Here is a 20,069-nt window from a genome sequence, read left to right as displayed (position 1 = left end):
TATAGGTGTCCAACCGAGGATCAGTGATAATCAACAATCTCGACCTGTTCAGCGCCTGCGTCTGTCCAAACGAAGCAAACGCGCCACTGGTCGTTAATTCTGATTGAATGCTGTCCCTGACGATCCCCTTTGAGTGCTTCAAGCCGATTGCCGGGAGGAGACCGAAGATCATCTAAAATAACAGCGCTTTCAATCATTGTGAGCTTGCGAATTGTCGACTTTAACAAATCAGCCGGAAACCCTTTAGGTGCCTTACCGCTCGCAACGGTCTCTGTCATGGCATCTTTGTAAGACCGTATCATCGCAACTCCTATTGCCTGTATCATACGGTGATACAAATGGAAGTCAATGGGGTTGTATCACGACGTGATACTTATATTGCGGATGCCGATTGAAGATCGAAGGGGGGGGGCGAAGCCACTTTTTTAAGCGGGAAACCGTGGATAACCTGTGGAAATCACACTGGAAACGCTGTGCAAAAATCGACATGGCAAAATCAGTAACCAACTAATTTTATTGGCTTTGCCTGTGATTTGTAATCAGCGGGTCAGAAACCAGTCTTGTTGAAAATCAGATTATTGCCGTCCGATTTTGCGATGAATCAAGGTCGGATGAGGTCGCACGAGGGTAACTTGTGCAACTGAAAAAAGTGCGGCCTAAATGATCGCAGGAGGTCAATTATTGGTGACGAGGCTACCGGGAGTCGAGGACTACTTGTCGTCAGTCTTCGCTGAAGAGTACGGATAGAAGGTTACAGCGCCGTCCCACCCTGCCTTTACCGTCCAAGGCTGGTCCGCAGAACCCAGAGCATCATTGATCATTTCGAGATAGCTTGAATCTCCATCAGGGGCGCTAATACCCGCAAGGCTTTCAAGGAACTGTGCGAGTAGATCGATGTCCAACCCTTGGGGAGGGTACTTTTCTTCGAGTGTGGCAACGATTTCAGCATTCATGCTTCTGTTGTTCTTATCCGCTGCCGCTTTGATGCGATCACGCATGCCGTCTGGCATTCTAACAATATACTGATCAAGCTTTCGGCTTGGGGTGTCTTGCACCATTTCCACACCTTTGATGTTTTTCATATCAATAGGCGATAATCACCATTGACACCATACTCGCCTTAGGCGATATTAAATCATCGCACTAGGCGATAGGAAGGCGCAAAAATGAACAGAGAAGACTTTGATCGCTTCACGCTGAGAATACCCAGTGAGTTGCACATTGAACTGAAGGTTATGGCAGCACGTAGCAGGAGATCGCTGAATGCGCAGGTTGTTAGCTTATTGGAAAAGTGCGTTCACGACGCTCTATCCGCAAACGAAAAGAGCGAAGTCACGGCCTAGTAAACCGACTTCGCTCTCAAACAATCCAGCTTCAAAAAGGATTATCAGAATGCAGGATAACAAATTTCCTACGGTAATGGAAGGTCATATCGGAACCGAATTGGTCCAGACCGTTGATGCGAGAGAGCTTCATGCTTTTCTTGGCGTTAAATCTGAGTTTCGCAACTGGATCAAAAACCGTGTTGACGACTTTGGGTTCACTGAAAATGTGGACTTTGTAACGGTCGGTAAAAATTTACCGGGCGGTGGAAGGCAGAATGATTACTTCATTACTCTCGATATGGGTAAAGAACTTGGCATGGTCGAGCGCACTCCGAAGGGAAAGGAAGTTCGTCAGTATTTTATCCAGTGTGAACGCCGAGTAAAAGAGCCAGCGGCCATTCCAACCACGGCGGAAGCATTTGCTAATGCTTTTCAAATGATCGCCAGCACTGAGCGAACACAAGCTGTTCACGCAAAGGCAATTGCCAATCTCACGCATCAGGTTGAAAAAGTCGCGACCGCGCAAACGATCATGTCGTCAAGACCGTCAAATGCGGAAGGCATCACCCATATTCGGCAGCGGGTTAATCGACTGTATGGGCTATCTTCTAATATAATTGATGAAGTCATGAGGCAGTCGCCTTATGCGCCAAAGCCAGCCGGAATGGTCAGAAACGATCACGTAGATGCAAACGGGGTTCCTTATGCGGTCTATTGGACAAAGGATATTACCAAGACATTTGACCGCTTCGTTGATGAATGTACACCAGTAACCAATTTCATGTTTACCCACCCTTTCATTGAAGGCCGTTTTCGCGTGGCTAGAAAGTCGATGGTGGCGTAATGTGTAAAGAATACAGCCACATAGAAATCGTCGGTGGGCTGGTCAGTTCTGCCACTATAACTGACGCGAACGGCACCCGCGAAGAACCGGGAATGGTCGGCAAACATCGGTATTTTGTTGATGTAGTCGACAAAGGCGGTTTTCGCACTGGTATGTGGGATGGTGAAAGCCATGCCGAGGCGCGGGAAGAAGCCGATATTTTGCGCCACGACTTCAAGGTTGTCCAAATCCTTGATTTAACAGTGGGGAGCTTGCAATGACAAACGTAGCAAAACTTCCAGTATCGGCTGTTGAAGACCCGTTGCAGAGATATCGCCGTCTATCGCGTGAGATAGCCTTATGCCTTGATACGATGGACTCGGACATTGAATACGTGATGATCCGCCCATTGAGTAAGGCTGATGAAATCGGTCACGGCTTTATTGCCTACGGCCCATTTAATGAGGAAGGAGCGCCAGTATGATGACCCGCCGCTCTTTTCTCCGTGCCGCTCCTGCTGCTGGTGCTGTTCTTGCGGTTCCGGCTCTGGCGATTGCGGAAGCGAGACCAGTCATGACGCCAGATGAACGGATAGATGCTGCTATAGCAGAAATCGTAATCGCTCTACGTGAACGTTATCCAAACTGCCCGATCCGCATTGATGATATGGATAACCTTGATCAAGGCTGCATGACCATAATTACCCATTGTGGACAGGATGAAGTGGGAGCCGTTAACTTCCGCCGCCGCAGACTGGCAGCCTAACAGAGCGCCCTACGGGGCGCTTTCTTATGTACTTGACATGTGTGCATGGGATTGGCATGATTCGGGTATGGTGCAGTTGTGCGCCCAGTGATTTGTAGCGGCTTTCGGGCCGCTTTTTGATTCATGCGGTAAGCCGTATGATGGGAGAACTCGAAAGGGTTCCTGACAGCCTACTAGATCTATTACACGTTGCCGCGTGGCATAGGCCGGCATAGCAGGGTTTCTGCCTTGCTTGTTCAACGCACTGGTGGACTCGATACGACACTAACCACCTCCAACCGAGTACGGAGGCAGTGTGGATTAATCAGAACGGCGGCGCTGAAAGCAGAAGCGCAGGGGATCACTGGCAGCTTGATTGATTGCGATGCACTGATGCTAGATGCAATCGCCCGCTGTCAGCCGGGGGTAGCGTCCGGCCCGTTCTGATCTTATCCGTATGGTGGTAGACCACCGTGTATGAGGGTGGTGCTTAAAACGTGCTGAAAACCGTGAAAGAGTATAGATTTCAATAGCTTGAGGCGGTGTCGCGCATGTCGCGAGTCCACAAGCAGGAAATCAGTCGTTTCCGAGTACCAAGTTATTGAAATTAAAGACGCATTTCAGTGCGAGTCCACCTTGGAATACCAATAGGAAATCAGTTCATCAAGCCCCGCCATTGTGCGGGTTTTTTTGCCTGAATGGCGCAATTGGTAGCGCGGTATTTTGAGTAATCACGTCTCCTGCGGACACAGGGTGAAAGACTTGATCTCTTGGTACAGGTTGCGGGTTCAAGTCCCGTTTCAGGCATCATTTCATTGGGAGGGTGAAGCTGTGCCAGAAGACACTCACGCCATTACTGCTCATGCCGAAGCTACACAGTAGATAGTCTGGCTCTATCTCATCATGATTGAGCTTGAAATAACTATCAGATTTGGCAATTTGGCTCACAAGAAATGGCAATTGCACATGGCTTTTAAAGGGAGATAATCGGTATTGTATAGTGGTTACTCAGGAGAAATTACTATGAAGAAAGCTGTATTAGCACTTTTTGTTGGAGCCGAGGTTCTTTTAGCTGCCGCATCATTTGCGCCCGCCTTCGCTGGTGACGGTGATCATGATTGCTACAAAAATGATGAGGGACAAGTCTGTTGCTACAACTGGATAACAGGCAGCTACGACTGTAAGTGATTGCAGCACAGTTAGCGTAGCTAAATTAGATATCACAGCCCCGCCATAGAGCGGGGTTTTGTCATTCTGGGAGCGGCACTCCTTTCACTCATCCACCGGGCGATGAGGCAATAGCTACACTCGTGGGTGAAGAGCCCAACGCTGGCTGCTCCGGGGTGAGAACCCTGCATATCAACGGTGTGAAGTGGGCAAGCCCGGAAGATACCAACAGAGGATCGGATATGAACGTTGAAGACTTCAGCATCGCTGACGTGGTGTCGGCGCTCGTTGACAAGCACCCATGCATATCTCCTCACGCAGCACAAGAAATAGGTGCAGCAATCGGTTCAGAGCGGCAACGCTGTGCTGATGTGGCTAACGGCTGGGCTAATGACGCGCATCAAACAGGTGAGGCGAAGTTGGTTGCCGCGTACATATGGCGAGCAATCATGAAGGGAGAAGCAGCATGAAGAGACGCACATTCCTGCGAATGCTTGGCCTTGCGCCTGTAGCTGCTGCCCTTCCTGCAATGGCGCTGCCAAGGCCGGAGAACGTCAAAGAGACAGTCAAGCCAACCGTGGATATGGATTACGCCCCTGGTGAAGGTCCGTTTACCTATGAAGCCGGGGGCGTTCGTATGAGTGTGGCAGAGCCGTTTGACCTTGATGGGTTCAACCGCGATCTGAGCGCGTCTTTCAAAGATGCCGCTGATCACCACAGATACCTTGTAAACGAAGCAGGGCGTATCGCGGATGTGCCGATGTATGATCGCCTCAAGCATGGTGATGACTTCGACGCTTGGTGGGACAGGGTTAAATCCTAGTGCCGAACCTGCTGTCTACATTGAGCGAAGCCAAAACATAAGAATACCCAGAAAGAACAGCAGAAGCGAAAGAGCAGCTAGGCGTACTCCCCAATCGTTAAATCGTTCGCCTTTTTCCCAATGGTCAGGATATTTAATTGGGTTACGCAATTTTGACGAATAGGCTTGGTTTGTCAGATAGGCTAAAACGCAAGTTACAACCGATAGGCCAGCAGCAATTGCGAAAAATGGAAGCGAGATTGAAGCTGCGGCGATGAACTTTGCCTTAGTCGGTGACATCCCGTTGGAAGCCATAACTGCTGACAGGAATGCCAGTAGTGCAATACATGCCCCGCCGTTTAACAAAAGCAAAGCTTTAATACCTTCAGTGGCCGCATCAGTGGAAGACTTCTCCAGCGTATCGGCGCGTTCTTTGTCGATCTTCAATTAAGCCCCCATCATTTCACCCGTCAGGAATACAACCGTGAGTCTCACACCAAAACAAGAGGCATTTGCTCTCGCATTCTTTGAAACGGGAAATGCAGCAGAAGCTTATCGCCGGTCTTATGATGTGAGCGAGAATGCCAAGGATCAGTGGATATATGTTGAGGCATGCCAGCTTCTCGATAACCCTAAGGTCGCCATAAGGCTCAAAGAACTCCGTGAACATGCCGAAAGGCATTCAATCTACACTCGCCAGCAGGCATTAGACGAGTACGAGAAGGCCCGCTCTCTGGCCATTCAGTCAGGAAATCCGAGTGCTGCGGTATCGGCCATTAATGGCAAGGTGAAGCTGTACGGCCTGGAAGCTCCGGTTAAGACCAAGGTCGAGCTTACGGGCAAAGACGGCGCTCCTATGCAAACAGAGACAAGAACATGGCGGGAAGTGCTGCGCAGCGAAAAGAGCTAGAAGCCGGTACATATCTCACTAATCCGCATCTTTATGACTTTTGGGAGCGCGTTTTCCTCGGGAAAGCAGATATCGCTGTTCTTCACGGTGGACGGTCGAGTTCCAAGACCAGAGACACGGCTTGCCAGCTTGTTCGATTGAGTGATCACCTTCCGGTAAAGATGCGCGTTCTGTGCATCAGACGCTTTCAGAACCGCATTCAGGAATCCGTTTATACCGAGCTGAAGTGGGCCATTAATCACCTCGGCCTGCAGGCGGCTTACGAAGTCCAGAAAACAACGATTATTCATCGTGCCTCGGGCTCGGAGTTCATATTCTACGGCATCGAGCGCAATCTTGAGGACATCAAGGGAACGTCAGACGTTGATATTCTCTGGGTCGAAGAAGCTGAAAAGCTGACCGAGGATCAGTGGGTTGTTATCGGCCCGACGATCCGCAAGGAAGACAGCCTTGCAATCCTTCTGTTCAATCCGAAGTTTGTCACCGATTACGTCTGGAAGAACTTCGTCATTACGGAACAGCCTCACTCAGTTGTGAGGAAGATCGATTACACCGAAAACCCGTTCCTGTCGCAAAAGGCGCTGCGCGATATCGCTGCGATGCAGGAGCGCAACCCGGAAATGTTCGAGCATGTGTACGGTGGCGTACCGTTGGGAGATAGCGAGCTCTCAATCTTCAAGCGCCGCTGGCTGAATGCATGCGTTGATGCCCATAAGCTTCTCAAAGTCGATTTGACGGGACGAAACATAATCGGATTCGATCCGGCAGATGACGGCGAGGACAAGAGCGCGACCGCTGACAAAATCGAAGGCGTATTCGTTGATGCTGATGATTGGGCGTCCGGTAAGGATGAGCTTGTTCAGAATGCAAAGCGTGTCTGGGCAAAGGCAAAGCTGCTCGGTGCTACGGTGTCATATGACACTATCGGTGTAGGTGCCTTTGTTGGCGGATATATCGATGAGCAGAACCAGACTGACGGATCAAAGGTCGAGCATTTCGCATTTCATGCCGGTGGCGCTGTCATGGATGGCGACAAGCCAAGCGATCCGTTGAACAACAACAGCCCGCTCAACAAAGACGAGTATTTGAACCTCAAGTCCCAGGCATGGGCAAACACTGCGCGCCGGGCAATGCTGACGTTCAACGCGGTAACTCGCGGACAATCGATCAAGCCTGAAGATGTGTTGTCGTTCTCGTCTGAGATGGGCAAGGCGAAACTTGATGCGCTGTTCACTGAACTTTGCGTCCCTTGGTGGGTGGAGAGCGAAGGCAAAAAGCGCGTTGTTCCTAAGCTGAAGCTTAAGAAGGATTTGGGCGTCAAGTCTCACAACCTCGCTGATGCAGTGATCGCGGCGGACAATGTGAACATAGCCATCGAAGGCTACACCCTTGAACAGATGATGAAAGCTTACTCATGACCGAGACAAAGCCCCGTGTTCGCGTCAACACATCTGGCGTGATTACGGATGGATTTGCCAATTTCGTCACCGGTCTAGGGGGCGGGAACGCGAAGACATCCGCCCATACTTATGTGATCGATCATGATCAGGTCACACTTGAAAATGCCTATCGTGTCTCGACATGGTTTGGGAAGATCGTTGACATCCCAGCTGATGATGCAACCCGCGAATGGCGAACATGGAAGGCAGAGAAGGGCGATATCGAGCGTATTGAGGCCGAGGAAAAGCGCTTGCAGGTTCGCCAGAAGGTGCGACAAGCTCTTATCTGGGCGCGTTTGTATGGCGGTGCTGTCATCGTTCCTATCGGTCTGCCGGGTGATAACAGCCAGCCTTTGAATGGCGAGCGTATTGCTAAAGGCTCGATCAAGGCGCTCACAGTGCTTAGCCGTCACGAGATTACGGCGCAAGATATGATCCCTGACCCGATGGACCCGCTCTATGGTCATCCTCGGTCTTACACGATCAATTCCGGTAGTGGCCAGCAGGTTTCACTGCATCCATCCCGCGTGATCCGCTTCAGTGGCAGAACGGTGAACAATCGCCGTGTAGGGACTGACGGATGGGGCGACAGCATATGGATGCATCTCAGTGATGCCGTGACCGCAGCTGATAGCGCGGCATCCGTGATCGATGCTCTGTTGCAGGAAGCCAAGATCGATGTTGTCCGTATCAAGAACATGGTCCAACAGATGGCCAACGGTGATGCGGAAGCATCATATATTCGTCGCTGGCAGATGGTTGCGGTGCTGAAAAGCATCTCCAATGTTCTGATGCTCGACGGTGACGACGAATGGGATCAGAAGCAGATCACCTGGACTGGTCTGCCTGACGTAACCAACACGCTGTTGAATATTCTGGCCGGTGCTTCGGATATTCCGCTAACTCGCCTCACAGGAAAGCAGGAGAGTGGCCTTAGCGGTAAGGATGAGGGGTCGCTCCGGAACTATTACGACAGCGTTAAGGCCAATCAGGAGCTCAAGATTGCACCATCGCTAGCGCCGCTGGATGATATGATTGTCCGTTCGGCACTCGGTCATCCTGATCAAGGTATCTGGTCACAGTGGGTTCCTCTCTTCCAGCTGTCAGAAAAGGAAAAGGCTGAGATCGATAAGAGCGAAGCTGAGACCGTCAATATCTACTCTCAGACAGGCCTCATTCCTTCTGATGCACTCGCCAAGACTGCCCAGAACCGCATGATTGAAAGCGGACGCTGGCCGGGGCTGGATGAGGCACTTGAGGAAAGCAATCAGGAGATTGAAGCAGTTCTTGATCCTGATGATCTGGAAACGGGCGAGGAAGAGAGCAGAGAGGCCGAATGAAAATCGACCTCAAATGGCAGGTGAAGGCAACCGGGTATCGCAAAACCGATGTCGAACTGCCCCAGATCGAGCCGACAAAGGCCCAGAGAGACGAGCTTGCCCGCATATACCTGACAGTTGTGCGGGTTTGGCGGGAAGGCGTGAGGGGGCGCATACTCCCAGCCTATAAGACTTCCCTTGTTGAACAGATCGCTGCTGACAAGCTCATGCGGGATCGTGTGGGCTCGGTAGAGACAGAGATCGAAGTTGTCGAAGGCGAGGCCGTTCGCTCTGTCTTGTCTTTTCGTGGCTTGTTTCGGCTATGGGCAACCCGGTTGCAGCTCTGGCATATGCGCCGCTTCATTTCGACACTGGTTTACGCGACCAAAGTCGATCTGACGACACAGATGCATGCTGGTGATGTGGCAGAGACGCTTGAAGACACGCTTGCCCGTAATGTCGCCTTGGTCAGAAATGTATCGGATCAGGCTAGAGGACGCATTGCTGATATCGTCTATCGAGGCTTGCAAAACAGGACACCCGCAAGAGCCGTTGCCAAGCAGTTAAGTGAAGCACTCAATCTTTCGCGTGAAAGGTCATTGCGCATTGCGATTGATCAGACACAGAAGCTGTCATCCGCCCTGGACAAAGAGCGACAGTTGCAAGTCGGCATGACGGAATTTGAGTGGCGGCACTCTGGCAAGAAGCACTTCCGCCCTGAACACTTGGCCCGCAACGGCAAGGTGTAACCGATATGTATATCGGACAGGGTGTTGCTAAGCTTCCCCTTGTCTCTGGCCCAAACAGCCCAGAAACAGTTGCGCAAGCGATCTTGAATGCAGCATTCCACGGTATAGGAGACCTGGACACGGGGGAGGTGAAAGCCGGGGAAGCCCCGGCGATATGATGGAATTTGGCACCTATCGTGCTGCATTCGCAAAGGCTGGTGTTGATCCTAGAGCTATCGAAACGATGAGTTTGTATGAAATCGTATCGATGAATATCGCTCTGCGTAAGATGGATAAGTCAAACGCCAAAACCATGTCAGACCAAGAGTTTGACGATCTTATCAGTAGGGTCAGGGCAATGAACATGCCTGATGTAAAGCTGTGATGACCCCGGAAATCTTCGGGGCCATGTTTGGGAAGTAGGAGAGTTAATTCTTAGTGTCCATCCTACCGATAAGCTGTTCAAGTGTCTGAAGCATAAGTAATATATCTTCCAGCACTTCTCCGTTTGATAGGTCGCCTCTGTAATAACCGTTTATGCGTTCCTTAAAGTCGGTGATTTCTTGGATGATCTTATCGCCATACCGCACAGACCATTCAGGGTCGAACTTCACCAGATGCAGAACGCTTTTTTGAACCATTTCCAAGTTATGGATCAAGGATTGGGAAATCCTCTCGAACTCTCCAAAAACAGAATAATGGAGAAAGAGAGATGTTTCTCCGAACTGAAATTTTCGGTCAATTGGGTCAGCCACGCCAGTATCTGCGACGGCGAGAAAACGGATCAGTTTTCTTACATCGCTTGTCGAACCCGAAAGACCGTCTCTTAGAAACTCAACAAAACCGTTCTGATGATCCGGGTGTGTGCGCTTCTTTTCGCCCCGAAATTTCAGTGCGAGCGTTCCAAAAGCACAAACGGCCATGACAACTGTGCAGGCCGTATTAATGAGAACTGACGGATCAGGATCAATTCTTGGGTTATCTGTCATTGTCGCCCCCGGGTAAAAGGTGAAGAGATGGACCTTTCACAGCTTAATGCCGCTCTTAGCGTCTTCACATGTGCGATAATCGTCTTGAATTTTTACTTTTTTCTTAAAGTGAAAAGACGCGCTGATGCATGGGAAGAGTTGGCGAGAATGCTTCAAGAAGACCGTAGAAGGCAGGCACACAGCCTAACAGACGAGCGCAAATAGAGGGGCCGAAGCCATGATGGGCCATAGAGAGAAGCTAAAGAATGGTGACGAATACGATGCCTTCTATGGTGGTGGTCGTTACCGCAAACAATTGTGCGCGTTCAAGAAGGCTGGCGTATCTCAGGCAAATAAGCGTCGCTTCAATCGGCGGATACGGCGCTCGTCCAAGGCAAACGTTGCAGATAGAGCAAATGAATAGCCCCGCACTTGGCGGGGCTGGTATCATGCAGCTTGTTTGTTCGGACCTACTGTAAGGTGAATACCAAGAGCCTTCATAACGCCAAGCAGCGTTGAGAGTTTAGGATCACCTTTCTCGCTCAAGGCTTTGTAAAGTGCTTCACGGGTAATGCCCGCTTCCTTGGCAACATTCGTCATGCCAAGAGATCGTGCAATGTCGCCAAGTGCCATAGCAATGTCTTTGGTGTCGCCATCTTCAAAAGCCGCCTCAAGATAAGCGACACGATCCTCAGGCGTTTTCAGGTGGTCGAGTACATCAAAACGGGTGGTTTCAAGGGCCATATCAAATCTCCTTTGCCATCTGTTTCGCCAATGAAATGTCTCGGCTTTGTGATGACTTGTCGCCGCCGCACAACAGAACGACAATGGTTGATCCCATCGTCACGAAATAAACCCGATAGCCGGGGCCGTAGGTGATACGCATTTCGCTGACACCTTCGCCAACGGCTTTCACATCACCGGGGTTGCCAAGCTCCATTCTGCGGATGCGGGTAACAATCCGCAGACGAGCATTGTTATCCCGAAGCTCGGTGAGCCATTTAGCAAATGTGGTGGTTTGGCGAACTTCGATCATGTGTAACCTTTAGTTCACAAAATGGCGTATGTCAATAATAATGTGAACTGTAGATTACAGGCGACTTGTCCATTCAGTATGGACACCAGTGCGTTAAGGAAGGGCGCTTAGGCGCCCTTTTTCTTTACTGTTTTTCCGAAAGCGTTGACCTCTTCTTCCGTATAGGCACCTTGCACAATGCAATCTCTGACGGAAGACACCTTTTCCTGGCTTGGATTGAATATGTACAAAGCATCAGGGCCGCCCAACTCATACAGAGCGTAGGCTGATAGGAAACACTTTTCACGTTCCGTACCTACTGAACTGCTTTCCTTCGCTCGGAAAGTTTCTTGCAAAGCTATTATTCTTTGTCTCGCTTTCTCGCGATCCTCTCTCGAGACAGTAGTTTTCCCCATATAGGCCAGTGCCCCCTCATGCACCTGGGTGAACCAAGCCAAAGCAGGGTAAGACTTCGCGCACGACAACGCCTCGTAAGCATCGTCAGACCCCGGAATGGTCTTGTCTATTATGGTTTTGCATTTTGCTATCTTCGCTTGCTCAGCAAGGCTTTCAGCAAGCTCTACAGACGCGACGTATCGCTGATATCGATCATAAGACCAGACCGAACCGATGCCAATAACGACAATGCAGGCCGCTGCTACAAGTCCCTTTAACCAATTATCCAAGTCGAGGCCCCCATGGCTGCTGTAACTGCTGATCAGGTTGTGGTCGAACTAAAAGCAAAAGTTGATCAATACAACCAGAAAATAAATCAGTCTGAGGCTAACTTTTCGCAGAAGATGGCGAAAATGTCTCAGGATGCGATTAAAGCTGGTAATGCTTCCGCTATTGCATTTAACGCAGCTTCTAAGACCTTTGACAAGGTCACTCCGCAGCTCGGTAAGGTCGCGGATGGGTCGAAGATGGCGCAGCAGCAGATGCGCAATCTAGCCTTTCAGTTCCAAGATATTGGGACAATGATGGCAGCAGGTCAGTCACCTTTCATGCTGCTCGCACAGCAGTTGCCACAGGTGACGATGTATGGCGGGCAGATGACTGGCGTCATGGGGGCGCTTAAACAGACTATTTCAGGGCTAATCAGCCCTCTTGGAATAGCAACAACGGCATTTGTTATCCTCGGATCAGCAGCGGTCAGCTATTTTGACACGTGGTTTCAAGATGCGCCCGATATGGAAGAAATTCTCAAAAAGCATAAGTCAAACATTGATGCGTTGGGGCCGTCATATAAGCAAGCAATTGAAGACGCTAAGAAATACATCGAGCAAAATCAGGAAGTCGCGAAAGCGCTGTCGGAAGCAATCTTTTCTGACGCTAAAAAGGTGGCCACTCAAGATGCCAAAGACCTGGTAAGCGAAGTCGGTAGGGCCATTGCATCTGCGTTAAGTGGCGCTGGTGTAATGTCTTTCGATGGCTCTGGCGCTTTTCAGCCGCTTGTTGATGCTTTTGAACGGTTTAAGGCTTCAGTCGAAGCTGGAACTCCTGACATTACTCGACTTAGAGAGGAAATAGTTAAGGCAGGCAATGCCGACGCCTCAATCAAGAAGCTATCTCTCTCTCTTTTGCAGCTCACAAACGATGCCAATGGTACTGCCAACATCGTTTCTGGAATTGAGAAGGCGCTCGATCCTGTAGCACGGGCTTTTGATATTGTTCATCAAGCGATTGGGCAGATTAACTCAAAAGACGCCCAAAAAGATCTGTCAGACCTTGAGAGTGCAATGAAAAACGGTCAGGTGGCTACGCAAGACGTTAGCGATGCTATCCAACATCTTTCGGGCAAATACCCGGATTTGAGTGAAGCAATTCGACAGGTTGGAGCCTTGGGCCTCGTTGCCATTGAGACTAAGGCACAGCTTAAGGAAATGAGTGAACTCTTTAAGCGCAGTCTGGGTGGCGAAGCTGGTAAAGCGGGACGTCTAAATAAAGATAACAACATGGACGCCATGACTGAGATGTATCGATCTCAGTATGAAATGTGGCGCCGGATGAACCCGGAAGCATTCAAGCTCGAAAAGACGCTGGAACGCCAGAACAAGCAGCTCGATAAGCAGAAAAAAAGTAAAAAAGAGCGTGATGATCCGTGGGAACGCTATAACAAGCGCATTCAGGACAATATCGATCTAGCTGAAACTGAATATGAAGTTCAGAGAAAGCTTAACCCGCTTGTCGAGGATTATGGTTACGCGCTCGAATTTAACCGCGTTTATCAGGAAGGATTAAACGCGGCGCGCAAGGCTGGGAGAACTCTTGATGCCGATGAAATAGCGGCACTGCAAGAAAAGGCGGCGTATCTCGCGCTTGTAAAGTCCGGCACAGAACAAGTGCAGGAGGAACAGTCAAAGTTGCGTCAGACCGCACAGGAATGGGAAAGCACAACAAGGGACGCAACCCGTGGTCTAGTTGATGACCTTGTTGCTGGCAAAGACGCGGCTGAAGCCTTCGCCAACGCATTGCAGAAGATTATTGATAAGCTTCTGGACATGGTTTTCGATGACATTTTTGCAAGCATATTTGGCAGCGGGAACGGCGGGAACATTGGCGCGCTTGGTAAACTTCTTGGCTTCTCTGGCGGCGGCTACACAGGATCCGGTGGGGTAACAGAACCGGCTGGCGTTGTTCATAAAGGTGAGGTTGTCTGGTCGCAGTCTGACATCCGCAAGGCTGGCGGCGTCGGTGTGGTGGAAGCGATGCGGCGCGGTGTACGTGGTTATGCCATCGGCGGTCCTGTTGATATGGTTCCATTTACGCCGACGAGCCCCGTCATGCCTTCTCAGCAAGCTTCTTCTGCGACTGGAAGAACAAAAATTGACGTTGGTGTCAGCGTCGATAATGACGGGAACTTGCAGGCATATGTCAAAAATGTAGCAAGTCAAACTAGTCAAAACACCGTCAAAGCATATGACAAATCAGGCCCGATGCGTTTTGCACGCGACAGTAAGCAGGCATCAAGGCGGGGGTTGGTGCGATGATCGATCTTCTCTCAACTGTCCGCTTTGTGCCGTCGTATCCCATACTTAATAATCCGACCAGTCAGACGAAATTCGGTGGTCGGGTCATTTCGACGGTTGAATTCGTTGATCCATATCGCACTGTGGACATGGAAACGCTGCCAATGAAGGCCAGTGAGGCGGTCCAGCTTCAGGCGTTTATTGCTTCAGCGAAGGGCGGGATGGAGACGATTGTCTATCGTCCCAAGCACATCTGCATTCCTCGTGCGTATTGGGGTGACCCGAACAATTCGCACATTACCGGCACAGCATCGCGTGGCACGGTGACTGGTGGATATACAGTGCAGCTAACCGGCGTTGTTCCCGGTTTGCAGCTGATGGACGGCGATATGCTCTCGCTGAAAAGCGGAGATTACCGCCAGTTCTTGCAGATCGCCTATGGCGGGGGAGCAACAGCAGTAAGCACCACGATCACAGTTAAGGTCGATCAGCCGATTGCGTCATATATCGCATCAGGTGCAACGGCACGGTTCAAGCAGCCGGAAATGAATACGCGGCTTGTGAAGGATAGCTTTCAAATGTCGAAAGGTCCGCGACCGACAGCAACTTTTCAGCTTATCGAGGTGCCGAGATGAAGGAGGAAAACATGCAGAACACAGCGAAAGCTTTATTCCGGATAGCGACATGTGAACATCAAATTCGCCCTAGCCCTCATCAGGCTTGGGGGAATATTCCCTTGGGATCGTGCGAGCGTGTCCAACTGGGGCTACCCCCAGAGCAAACATTAGATCGAGGTGAAGTTGCTCCAGACGGTAAAATTCGAACAACACACCTTCTGCGGTAATGTTCTCTTGTTTGAAAGTCTTTTTCCTTGCGAACAAGTTTCCAATGATGACCGATCTGCCATCTTCTTTTGAGTTAGCATAAAGTCCATGCGCAATCTTGTTGCGATATGAAATAGCTCTACGGACTTCTGGGATTAGTGGAACCACGGATGAAGAGATTTGCAGGTCGCTGCGGCAATTTTTTAAGAAATCTTCTATGATATCGACGCGCGTGCTGATGCTTTGAACGTGATGAAGGATGCTATCTGACCATGTACCGTCGCCGTCAATAGCCTTCTCAAAAATAGCTTGTAACAACATTTCGGTGGTTACGAACTGAGCAATATATGCCGCAATATTAGTAGCCAATGGCTTGTCGTCTGTAATCGTCGCAGACATCTTCTTCCCCCTTGTTCAGACCCGTGCATCAAAGCCGAGTCGCAACGAATAGTCGATTACACTTTCCAACAATTCGGAGGCTTCATGGCTTTCCCAACTCGTCTACAGCAATTGCTGGAAGAGGGGCGCATTGTCGTGCGCTCTCTCGGCGAATTCCAGTTCGGCACTGGCTTTTGGTACATGTGGAACGGTTCTTCCGAGTTCACTTGGAACGGAAACACGTATATCCCCAACCAGTTGATCGCGATTGAAGAGCCGCCGTATCAAATGGGCGCTGAAGCTTTGCCGATCACAATCAGCATGCCGACGGCAGCGGATTACGGTGTAACGCCTGACAAGCTCGCTCAGATTGAAAGCGTGGATTATAAGGGCCGCACGGTCATCTTGTCCGATGCTTATTTCGATCCGGACACGCGAGAGCTGCTCCATGTCGAGCCAATGTATCGGGGCTATATCGATACTATTGATCATGAGACAGACGGCGGCGAGATGGTTCTGAAAGCCAACGTCGAAACGTCAGCTCTGGAAAACCATCGTGACGGCTACCGAACTGCTTCTCATGAAGATCAGCAGCTGATCTCACCCGGTGACAAGATTTTCGAATACGCATCCACTGTGAAGCGAGAGAACTTCTACATCACGCCATATCAATAAGCACTCCTGACAGTAAGGATCGCCATGCGACATCCGGAATGGGAAAAACGCGTCGTGGCTGTCACGGAGGCGCACTTAGTCACGCCTTTGGTTTGGGGAAAGTCTGACTGCCTTCTTACCACCTGTGACGCCATTGAGGCCGTTATCGGCACTGATCCAGCGTTTGAAGTCCGAGGCAAGTACAAGAGCCGGGCAGGCGCTTATCGGCTGATCAAACTGCGCGGCTTCGATAGCCTTGGCGCAGTTCTGGCCGACCGATTTGAAGAAATCCCTGTCGCTATGGCGCAGCGTGGTGACGTTGGCATTTTTGAGAAAACCGTCGGCTACTTCTGTGAATACGGGTTCGCCGTGAAAGGCGAGGACGGTTTGCGCTTTCTACCGCGCACAATGGCCGAGAGGGCCTTCAAGGTTTCCTGATGTTTTACATTCTGGCGATTTTATTCGCGCTGCTGGCATCGCCCGCGGCGGCGGACCCTGTTTCTATTGTGACAGGACTTGTCGGTCTTGGCTCGTGGCTGTTCGGCGGCACCGTTCTTGCAAACATTGTGCTGGGCGGTCTTCTGGTCGCGGCCAAGTATGCGCTGACGTCGATTTTCCAGCAGACGCCTAAATCGTCAGCGTCGGCCACAGAAACCAAGTACGGCGAAAATCTCGTGCGCGAGGTCGGGCTTGGTGTGTTCGGCACGATGGGCCATCACATCTATCGAAATGCGTTCGACAAGGGCAATCACATTGTCCAGGATGTGTTCAAGCTGTCGGACTTCCGATGCCTTGAGCTTCTTCGGGTGCAGATGGACGGCGAATGGAAATCGCTTTCTCCTGATCAGCAGGGCGACGAAGGCCGCATCTATGGCCAGCGCATCCTTGGTGTGAAGGACGGCGGCCAATGCTTCGTTCGATTTTATCAAGGCACGTTTGCTCAGTTCGCTTCGCCTACCGGATCGTGGCGACTTATGTCAGGTGCAACCGGCAATTCAACCGCGCCGGCTAAAGTAAGCCTTTGGCTCAGATACGCATAGGATAAAACGATGCTGACAATTCTTGAAGCTAAGAACCCACGTTGGGCAAGCGCAGATCAGACCTATCTCGATGTTGATGTAATGTTTGAAGGCTATGAAGCGTTTGGGCTTGCGCCGTTCACTACATGCGCCACTGCTGACACAGAACACGGATTAGAGCTTTGGCTAAAGGCAAATGCGGGCGAATATGGGCCGATTGCTGCTTACGTTCCTCAACCTATAATCTTCCCGAACTTAACGGCCCGCCAGCTTCGCTTAGGTCTTAACAGCCTCGGCAAGCTGGCTGCAGTCGATACAGCGATAAACCAGCTTCCAGAACCAGCCAAGAGCGAAGCTAAAATTGAATGGGAGTTCGCCAGCACCTTCCGGCGTGATCACCCGCTCATTCTCCAGATCGCCACTATCCTTGGCTTGAATGACGAGCAGGTAGACGCTGTGTGGATGGAATATTCAACCGTCTGATTTCTCCAAAAACCTGACCGACCGCACCGCCCTTGAGGCGGTTTTTTGTGCCGAAAGGAAACACAATGGACAGAACCGTGCCCGCAGGCGTGGCGCTTATCCCCGTGACGTTGCAAGGGGGTAAGGTGGGGTGGGAAGGTTGTGACAAAAAATACAGTTGACTTAGTGCGTAAAATACATACTTTGCAATTACCCAATAGCTCACGAGATAAAATGCAAACTATTACAGAACTCTACAACTTCCGGAAAGATGCGGAAGCCGCTGGAATGTCAGAAGACGATATTCATGACTTGATTTCTCATCTGGCTAAATACCCAGATGCCGGTGATGAGATTGAAGGTACAGGTGGATGCAGAAAGTTACGGTTTGCAATTCGAGGAAATAACAAGGGTAAAAGTGGCGGTGTACGCACCATTACCTTATATTCGGGCGAGAGTATGCCTGTCTTTTTAATTACCGCCTTTGGCAAAAGCCAGAAGGTTAGCCTCTCGAAGAAAGAGCGCAATGAATTGAAGAAGTTCAGTGCAGCCATTACAGAGGCGTATTCAACGCGGGTTCATAAGCTCGCAGTAGGAGAGTAGGCAATGAGCAAAATAGTTTTTGATCAAATCGCAGCTGGCTTAGAAGAAGCTTTGGCCGTCGCTCGCGGTGAGAAAAAACCATACAAGCTTCACGTGCCGGCTGAAATCGACGTTAAAGCTATTCGTTTAAAGACAGGATTATCGCAGAGTGATTTTGCTGCGGCTTTTGGCTTCGGATTAGACCAGTTAAAGCAATGGGAGCAGGGGCGGTCTCGCCCGGTTCAGGCTATGCGAGCCTACCTCCTATTAATCAACCGTAGTCCAAAAGAGATGATTGAAGCCTTGCGTGAGATTTCAGCGAGTGAGAACGAAACTCAGCGGAAGTGTATCGGTATGTAAATTTTCTTACTCATATCCCTTCTCCTAGGCCCTGCAATCGCGGGGCCTTTTCTTTTGCCGAAAGGAAATCACCTTGAATATGCACCTTGGCGATACCCGCCTCTTGATTGAGGCAGGTCGAGAGCGTGGACTATTACGAAACCAGATGGCGTACGTGTTGGCCACGGCGTACCACGAGACGGCTAAAACGATGAAGCCGATCAATGAGATGGGCGGTGAGAAATATCTCCGGTCAAAGAAATACTGGCCGTACATCGGGCGCGGATACGTTCAGATCACTTGGAAGACCAACTATGAAAAGGCTGGCAGAATTCTGGGTATTGACTTCGTGTCGAAGCCTGAATTGCTCCTGCAGCCCAAGTATGCCGCACCGATAATCATCGCCGGCATGGTTGAAGGCTGGTTCACCGGCAAGAAGCTTTCCGATTACATCACGCTTCAGAAGTCCGATTTCAAGAACGCTCGTCGCATCGTCAACGGCACAGACAAGGCGGAACTGATCGCCGGATATGCCAAGGATTACGACAAGGCGCTGCTTGCCGAAGGTTATGGCGTTGACCAGGTGGTGACTGCTCCGGCTGCTGATGTAGTGCCAACTCCGGTTGAGGAAAAACCAATATCGAAATCTTCGCGCTTCTGGACATGGATCGGCAGCGGTGGCGCAGGTGCTGCAATCCCGTTTGTCGATTGGCGGGTACAGATGGTGCTTGTCGTGTTCGTTCTTGCGCTCGCGGCTTATGCAATCTTCACCATGCCACAGGCCAAGGCCAAGCTTGAGAAGCTGGTGGATGCGCTATGAGCTTCATCTGGGCCTTAATCCCGAACTGGCTGAAATACTCGATAGCTGCCCTTGTGGCGGCTTTTTTGTTGGTCGGCGCTGGCAATCTCTACGGGACGACGAAAGAGCGCCAGCGCGCCGCAGTGGCAGCGGCAGAAGCAACCGCAAAGGCAATTCAAAAGAGGGCGGATATAGATGAGGAAGTTATCAACATGGATGCTCGCAGGCTTTGCCTTGAGCTTGGTGGGCTGCAATCAGACTGCGAGCAACTGCGCGGGCTGGAAACAGATAAGCGTTAAGCCGGACACAGCGGTTTATCTTGCAGGCAATGACCTAAGCGCGGGGCGGGGCATTGCTTCGCATAATTCATTCGGAAAGTCGGCGGGGTGCTGGAGGTGATGCCAATGGACAATGAAGCAGTAACAGCGCACCGAATGGTCGAGCTTCCAGAACGAACGAAAGAATTTCTTTCGAAACTCGATGAAGATGATATCGACAATCTGGAAGATGCGATCAAATTCTACGGGACAGTGCGCACGATGAGCCATATCTTCAAATGGATGGCGATAACCATTCTCGCGGTAATCGTCGGTATCGCATCACTGTATGAGAACAGCCTGAAAATATGGGGCTGGTTTCATAAATGATGCATCGCATCCATTGCACGTGAATTGGTTCCGCCATGGTTCCGCGAAATAGTGCACAGAAAAAATCAGTGATGAGGTAAATGATAAGCTATTGATTTCACTTTGAAATATGGTGCCGCTTAGCAGACTCGAACTGCTGACCCCATCATTACGAAT

The 20,069-nt window shown here is 50.5% G+C and carries 33 protein-coding genes and 1 tRNA gene; 26 read left to right on the top strand and 8 right to left on the bottom strand.

Annotated elements, in window-relative coordinates:
* Positions 1 to 20 precede the first annotated feature (20 nt).
* The gene (locus OIV19_RS20250; RefSeq protein WP_095445348.1) at positions 21 to 302 is read right to left on the bottom strand and encodes a type II toxin-antitoxin system RelE/ParE family toxin; all 282 of its coding nucleotides are present in this window, start codon (positions 300 to 302) and stop codon (positions 21 to 23) included.
* Between the two features lie 408 nt (positions 303 to 710).
* Positions 711 to 1,058, bottom strand: coding sequence for an Arc family DNA-binding protein (locus tag OIV19_RS20245; RefSeq protein WP_264233375.1), 348 nt, complete (start codon positions 1,056 to 1,058; stop codon positions 711 to 713).
* Positions 1,059 to 1,166: 108 nt separating this feature from the next.
* On the opposite strand from OIV19_RS20245, the gene OIV19_RS20240 reads away from it, so the two are divergent.
* The 9 genes from OIV19_RS20240 to OIV19_RS20200 all read left to right on the top strand — a co-directional run bounded on the left by OIV19_RS20240 (position 1,167) and on the right by OIV19_RS20200 (position 4,882).
* Positions 1,167 to 1,343, top strand: a complete 177-nt coding sequence (locus OIV19_RS20240) for a toxin-antitoxin system HicB family antitoxin (protein ID WP_369698105.1) — start codon at positions 1,167 to 1,169, stop codon at positions 1,341 to 1,343.
* A gap of 49 nt (positions 1,344 to 1,392) precedes the next feature.
* Positions 1,393 to 2,169, top strand: a complete 777-nt coding sequence (locus OIV19_RS20235; RefSeq protein ID WP_264233372.1) for an antA/AntB antirepressor family protein — start codon at positions 1,393 to 1,395, stop codon at positions 2,167 to 2,169.
* Positions 2,169 to 2,429: a hypothetical protein gene (locus OIV19_RS20230; protein ID WP_264233370.1), complete on the top strand. Its 261-nt coding sequence runs from the start codon at positions 2,169 to 2,171 to the stop codon at positions 2,427 to 2,429. Before OIV19_RS20235 ends, OIV19_RS20230 begins: the two co-directional genes overlap by 1 nt.
* A complete protein-coding gene (locus OIV19_RS20225; RefSeq protein ID WP_264233368.1) occupies positions 2,426 to 2,632 on the top strand; it encodes a hypothetical protein in 207 nt (68 codons plus the stop codon). The genes OIV19_RS20230 and OIV19_RS20225 overlap by 4 nt, the downstream gene beginning before the upstream one ends.
* A complete protein-coding gene (locus tag OIV19_RS20220) occupies positions 2,629 to 2,913 on the top strand; it encodes a twin-arginine translocation signal domain-containing protein (RefSeq protein WP_264233366.1) in 285 nt (94 codons plus the stop codon). The genes OIV19_RS20225 and OIV19_RS20220 overlap by 4 nt, the downstream gene beginning before the upstream one ends.
* Positions 2,914 to 3,584: 671 nt before the next feature.
* Positions 3,585 to 3,699 (top strand) — tRNA-OTHER (locus tag OIV19_RS20215).
* A gap of 216 nt (positions 3,700 to 3,915) precedes the next feature.
* Positions 3,916 to 4,080, top strand: a complete 165-nt coding sequence (locus OIV19_RS20210) for a hypothetical protein (RefSeq protein WP_264233364.1) — start codon at positions 3,916 to 3,918, stop codon at positions 4,078 to 4,080.
* Between the two features lie 221 nt (positions 4,081 to 4,301).
* Positions 4,302 to 4,529, top strand: coding sequence for a hypothetical protein (locus OIV19_RS20205; RefSeq protein ID WP_264233362.1), 228 nt, complete (start codon positions 4,302 to 4,304; stop codon positions 4,527 to 4,529).
* A complete protein-coding gene (locus tag OIV19_RS20200; RefSeq protein ID WP_264233360.1) occupies positions 4,526 to 4,882 on the top strand; it encodes a hypothetical protein in 357 nt (118 codons plus the stop codon). The genes OIV19_RS20205 and OIV19_RS20200 overlap by 4 nt, the downstream gene beginning before the upstream one ends.
* Before the next feature lie 15 nt (positions 4,883 to 4,897).
* Here OIV19_RS20200 and OIV19_RS20195 read toward each other — a convergent pair whose 3' ends face one another.
* Entirely contained in the window at positions 4,898 to 5,308 is a 411-nt protein-coding gene (locus OIV19_RS20195) for a hypothetical protein (RefSeq protein ID WP_264233358.1), read from the bottom strand.
* A 37-nt stretch (positions 5,309 to 5,345) separates the two neighbouring features.
* On the opposite strand from OIV19_RS20195, the gene OIV19_RS20190 reads away from it, so the two are divergent.
* The 5 genes from OIV19_RS20190 (at position 5,346) to OIV19_RS20170 (ending at position 9,642) form a co-directional block, all read left to right on the top strand.
* Positions 5,346 to 5,771: a terminase small subunit gene (locus OIV19_RS20190; RefSeq protein WP_264233356.1), complete on the top strand. Its 426-nt coding sequence runs from the start codon at positions 5,346 to 5,348 to the stop codon at positions 5,769 to 5,771.
* A complete protein-coding gene (locus tag OIV19_RS20185) occupies positions 5,738 to 7,189 on the top strand; it encodes a PBSX family phage terminase large subunit (protein ID WP_264233354.1) in 1,452 nt (483 codons plus the stop codon). The genes OIV19_RS20190 and OIV19_RS20185 overlap by 34 nt, the downstream gene beginning before the upstream one ends.
* Positions 7,186 to 8,550: a phage portal protein gene (locus OIV19_RS20180; RefSeq protein WP_264233353.1), complete on the top strand. Its 1,365-nt coding sequence runs from the start codon at positions 7,186 to 7,188 to the stop codon at positions 8,548 to 8,550. The genes OIV19_RS20185 and OIV19_RS20180 overlap by 4 nt, the downstream gene beginning before the upstream one ends.
* Positions 8,547 to 9,278 (top strand): phage minor head protein, encoded by a 732-nt coding sequence (locus OIV19_RS20175; protein ID WP_264233351.1) that lies wholly within the window; start codon positions 8,547 to 8,549, stop codon positions 9,276 to 9,278. Before OIV19_RS20180 ends, OIV19_RS20175 begins: the two co-directional genes overlap by 4 nt.
* 154 nt (positions 9,279 to 9,432) lie before the next feature.
* Complete coding sequence (locus OIV19_RS20170; protein ID WP_264233349.1) at positions 9,433 to 9,642, top strand: hypothetical protein; 210 nt, start codon at positions 9,433 to 9,435, stop codon at positions 9,640 to 9,642.
* Between the two features lie 43 nt (positions 9,643 to 9,685).
* Here the strand turns inward: OIV19_RS20170 and OIV19_RS20165 are convergent, their stop codons facing one another.
* Positions 9,686 to 10,246 (bottom strand): hypothetical protein, encoded by a 561-nt coding sequence (locus OIV19_RS20165; protein WP_264233346.1) that lies wholly within the window; start codon positions 10,244 to 10,246, stop codon positions 9,686 to 9,688.
* 217 nt (positions 10,247 to 10,463) lie between these two features.
* On the opposite strand from OIV19_RS20165, the gene OIV19_RS20160 reads away from it, so the two are divergent.
* The gene (locus OIV19_RS20160; protein WP_264233344.1) at positions 10,464 to 10,649 is read left to right on the top strand and encodes a hypothetical protein; all 186 of its coding nucleotides are present in this window, start codon (positions 10,464 to 10,466) and stop codon (positions 10,647 to 10,649) included.
* Positions 10,650 to 10,672: 23 nt separating this feature from the next.
* Here OIV19_RS20160 and OIV19_RS20155 read toward each other — a convergent pair whose 3' ends face one another.
* The 3 genes from OIV19_RS20155 to OIV19_RS20145 form a co-directional block, all read right to left on the bottom strand.
* Entirely contained in the window at positions 10,673 to 10,969 is a 297-nt protein-coding gene (locus tag OIV19_RS20155; protein ID WP_264233341.1) for an addiction module antidote protein, read from the bottom strand.
* Position 10,970: 1 nt separating this feature from the next.
* A complete protein-coding gene (locus tag OIV19_RS20150; protein ID WP_264233339.1) occupies positions 10,971 to 11,261 on the bottom strand; it encodes a type II toxin-antitoxin system RelE/ParE family toxin in 291 nt (96 codons plus the stop codon).
* Positions 11,262 to 11,368: 107 nt separating this feature from the next.
* Complete coding sequence (locus tag OIV19_RS20145) at positions 11,369 to 11,926, bottom strand: hypothetical protein (RefSeq protein ID WP_264233337.1); 558 nt, start codon at positions 11,924 to 11,926, stop codon at positions 11,369 to 11,371.
* A gap of 12 nt (positions 11,927 to 11,938) precedes the next feature.
* On the opposite strand from OIV19_RS20145, the gene OIV19_RS20140 reads away from it, so the two are divergent.
* Positions 11,939 to 14,230 (top strand): phage tail length tape measure family protein, encoded by a 2,292-nt coding sequence (locus OIV19_RS20140; protein WP_264233335.1) that lies wholly within the window; start codon positions 11,939 to 11,941, stop codon positions 14,228 to 14,230.
* On the top strand, positions 14,227 to 14,844 hold the full coding sequence (locus OIV19_RS20135) for a hypothetical protein (protein WP_264233330.1): 618 nt from the start codon (positions 14,227 to 14,229) through the stop codon (positions 14,842 to 14,844). Before OIV19_RS20140 ends, OIV19_RS20135 begins: the two co-directional genes overlap by 4 nt.
* 69 nt (positions 14,845 to 14,913) lie before the next feature.
* Here OIV19_RS20135 and OIV19_RS20130 read toward each other — a convergent pair whose 3' ends face one another.
* Positions 14,914 to 15,432, bottom strand: a complete 519-nt coding sequence (locus OIV19_RS20130) for a hypothetical protein (protein WP_264233328.1) — start codon at positions 15,430 to 15,432, stop codon at positions 14,914 to 14,916.
* A gap of 84 nt (positions 15,433 to 15,516) precedes the next feature.
* Here OIV19_RS20130 and OIV19_RS20125 point away from each other — a divergent pair, with 84 nt between their 5' ends.
* The 9 genes from OIV19_RS20125 to OIV19_RS20085 all read left to right on the top strand — a co-directional run bounded on the left by OIV19_RS20125 (position 15,517) and on the right by OIV19_RS20085 (position 19,913).
* A complete protein-coding gene (locus OIV19_RS20125; RefSeq protein WP_264233326.1) occupies positions 15,517 to 16,086 on the top strand; it encodes a hypothetical protein in 570 nt (189 codons plus the stop codon).
* Between the two features lie 24 nt (positions 16,087 to 16,110).
* Complete coding sequence (locus OIV19_RS20120; RefSeq protein WP_264233324.1) at positions 16,111 to 16,503, top strand: DUF6950 family protein; 393 nt, start codon at positions 16,111 to 16,113, stop codon at positions 16,501 to 16,503.
* Positions 16,503 to 17,105 (top strand): hypothetical protein, encoded by a 603-nt coding sequence (locus tag OIV19_RS20115; RefSeq protein ID WP_264233323.1) that lies wholly within the window; start codon positions 16,503 to 16,505, stop codon positions 17,103 to 17,105. Before OIV19_RS20120 ends, OIV19_RS20115 begins: the two co-directional genes overlap by 1 nt.
* A 9-nt stretch (positions 17,106 to 17,114) precedes the next feature.
* Positions 17,115 to 17,567 (top strand): hypothetical protein, encoded by a 453-nt coding sequence (locus OIV19_RS20110; RefSeq protein ID WP_264233321.1) that lies wholly within the window; start codon positions 17,115 to 17,117, stop codon positions 17,565 to 17,567.
* Positions 17,568 to 17,708: 141 nt separating this feature from the next.
* Positions 17,709 to 18,149 carry a type II toxin-antitoxin system RelE/ParE family toxin gene (locus tag OIV19_RS20105; RefSeq protein ID WP_264233319.1) on the top strand — a complete coding sequence of 147 codons (441 nt, stop codon included), beginning with the start codon at positions 17,709 to 17,711 and terminating at the stop codon, positions 18,147 to 18,149.
* Between the two features lie 3 nt (positions 18,150 to 18,152).
* Complete coding sequence (locus tag OIV19_RS20100; protein ID WP_264233317.1) at positions 18,153 to 18,488, top strand: helix-turn-helix domain-containing protein; 336 nt, start codon at positions 18,153 to 18,155, stop codon at positions 18,486 to 18,488.
* A 79-nt stretch (positions 18,489 to 18,567) separates the two neighbouring features.
* Positions 18,568 to 19,287 carry a glycoside hydrolase family 19 protein gene (locus OIV19_RS20095; protein WP_264233473.1) on the top strand — a complete coding sequence of 240 codons (720 nt, stop codon included), beginning with the start codon at positions 18,568 to 18,570 and terminating at the stop codon, positions 19,285 to 19,287.
* On the top strand, positions 19,284 to 19,565 hold the full coding sequence (locus tag OIV19_RS20090) for a hypothetical protein (protein ID WP_264233477.1): 282 nt from the start codon (positions 19,284 to 19,286) through the stop codon (positions 19,563 to 19,565). Before OIV19_RS20095 ends, OIV19_RS20090 begins: the two co-directional genes overlap by 4 nt.
* Positions 19,566 to 19,670: 105 nt before the next feature.
* The gene (locus OIV19_RS20085) at positions 19,671 to 19,913 is read left to right on the top strand and encodes a hypothetical protein (protein ID WP_264233315.1); all 243 of its coding nucleotides are present in this window, start codon (positions 19,671 to 19,673) and stop codon (positions 19,911 to 19,913) included.
* Positions 19,914 to 20,069 lie beyond the last annotated feature (156 nt).

The organism is Brucella sp. HL-2 (assembly GCF_025846885.2).
GTDB classification, from domain to species: Bacteria; Pseudomonadota; Alphaproteobacteria; order Rhizobiales; family Rhizobiaceae; genus Brucella; species Brucella quorumnocens.
This window is presented reverse-complemented; position numbering and strand designations above follow the sequence as displayed.

Coding starts and splice junctions, on each gene's coding strand:
- OIV19_RS20205 (WP_264233362.1), top strand. CDS start 4,302: ATGAACGTTGAAGACTTCAGCATCGCTGACGTGGTGTCGGCGCTCGTT.
- OIV19_RS20170 (WP_264233349.1), top strand. CDS start 9,433: ATGATGGAATTTGGCACCTATCGTGCTGCATTCGCAAAGGCTGGTGTT.
- OIV19_RS20185 (WP_264233354.1), top strand. CDS start 5,738: ATGGCGGGAAGTGCTGCGCAGCGAAAAGAGCTAGAAGCCGGTACATAT.
- OIV19_RS20140 (WP_264233335.1), top strand. CDS start 11,939: ATGGCTGCTGTAACTGCTGATCAGGTTGTGGTCGAACTAAAAGCAAAA.
- OIV19_RS20095 (WP_264233473.1), top strand. CDS start 18,568: ATGCACCTTGGCGATACCCGCCTCTTGATTGAGGCAGGTCGAGAGCGT.
- OIV19_RS20135 (WP_264233330.1), top strand. CDS start 14,227: ATGATCGATCTTCTCTCAACTGTCCGCTTTGTGCCGTCGTATCCCATA.
- OIV19_RS20225 (WP_264233368.1), top strand. CDS start 2,426: ATGACAAACGTAGCAAAACTTCCAGTATCGGCTGTTGAAGACCCGTTG.
- OIV19_RS20200 (WP_264233360.1), top strand. CDS start 4,526: ATGAAGAGACGCACATTCCTGCGAATGCTTGGCCTTGCGCCTGTAGCT.
- OIV19_RS20115 (WP_264233323.1), top strand. CDS start 16,503: ATGTTTTACATTCTGGCGATTTTATTCGCGCTGCTGGCATCGCCCGCG.
- OIV19_RS20125 (WP_264233326.1), top strand. CDS start 15,517: ATGGCTTTCCCAACTCGTCTACAGCAATTGCTGGAAGAGGGGCGCATT.
- OIV19_RS20120 (WP_264233324.1), top strand. CDS start 16,111: ATGCGACATCCGGAATGGGAAAAACGCGTCGTGGCTGTCACGGAGGCG.
- OIV19_RS20175 (WP_264233351.1), top strand. CDS start 8,547: ATGAAAATCGACCTCAAATGGCAGGTGAAGGCAACCGGGTATCGCAAA.
- OIV19_RS20235 (WP_264233372.1), top strand. CDS start 1,393: ATGCAGGATAACAAATTTCCTACGGTAATGGAAGGTCATATCGGAACC.
- OIV19_RS20230 (WP_264233370.1), top strand. CDS start 2,169: ATGTGTAAAGAATACAGCCACATAGAAATCGTCGGTGGGCTGGTCAGT.
- OIV19_RS20085 (WP_264233315.1), top strand. CDS start 19,671: ATGGACAATGAAGCAGTAACAGCGCACCGAATGGTCGAGCTTCCAGAA.
- OIV19_RS20250 (WP_095445348.1), bottom strand. CDS start 302: ATGATACGGTCTTACAAAGATGCCATGACAGAGACCGTTGCGAGCGGT.
- OIV19_RS20130 (WP_264233328.1), bottom strand. CDS start 15,432: ATGTCTGCGACGATTACAGACGACAAGCCATTGGCTACTAATATTGCG.
- OIV19_RS20100 (WP_264233317.1), top strand. CDS start 18,153: ATGAGCAAAATAGTTTTTGATCAAATCGCAGCTGGCTTAGAAGAAGCT.
- OIV19_RS20210 (WP_264233364.1), top strand. CDS start 3,916: ATGAAGAAAGCTGTATTAGCACTTTTTGTTGGAGCCGAGGTTCTTTTA.
- OIV19_RS20155 (WP_264233341.1), bottom strand. CDS start 10,969: ATGGCCCTTGAAACCACCCGTTTTGATGTACTCGACCACCTGAAAACG.
- OIV19_RS20090 (WP_264233477.1), top strand. CDS start 19,284: ATGAGCTTCATCTGGGCCTTAATCCCGAACTGGCTGAAATACTCGATA.
- OIV19_RS20150 (WP_264233339.1), bottom strand. CDS start 11,261: ATGATCGAAGTTCGCCAAACCACCACATTTGCTAAATGGCTCACCGAG.
- OIV19_RS20180 (WP_264233353.1), top strand. CDS start 7,186: ATGACCGAGACAAAGCCCCGTGTTCGCGTCAACACATCTGGCGTGATT.
- OIV19_RS20110 (WP_264233321.1), top strand. CDS start 17,115: ATGCTGACAATTCTTGAAGCTAAGAACCCACGTTGGGCAAGCGCAGAT.
- OIV19_RS20240 (WP_369698105.1), top strand. CDS start 1,167: ATGAACAGAGAAGACTTTGATCGCTTCACGCTGAGAATACCCAGTGAG.
- OIV19_RS20245 (WP_264233375.1), bottom strand. CDS start 1,058: ATGGTGCAAGACACCCCAAGCCGAAAGCTTGATCAGTATATTGTTAGA.
- OIV19_RS20165 (WP_264233346.1), bottom strand. CDS start 10,246: ATGACAGATAACCCAAGAATTGATCCTGATCCGTCAGTTCTCATTAAT.
- OIV19_RS20160 (WP_264233344.1), top strand. CDS start 10,464: ATGATGGGCCATAGAGAGAAGCTAAAGAATGGTGACGAATACGATGCC.
- OIV19_RS20220 (WP_264233366.1), top strand. CDS start 2,629: ATGATGACCCGCCGCTCTTTTCTCCGTGCCGCTCCTGCTGCTGGTGCT.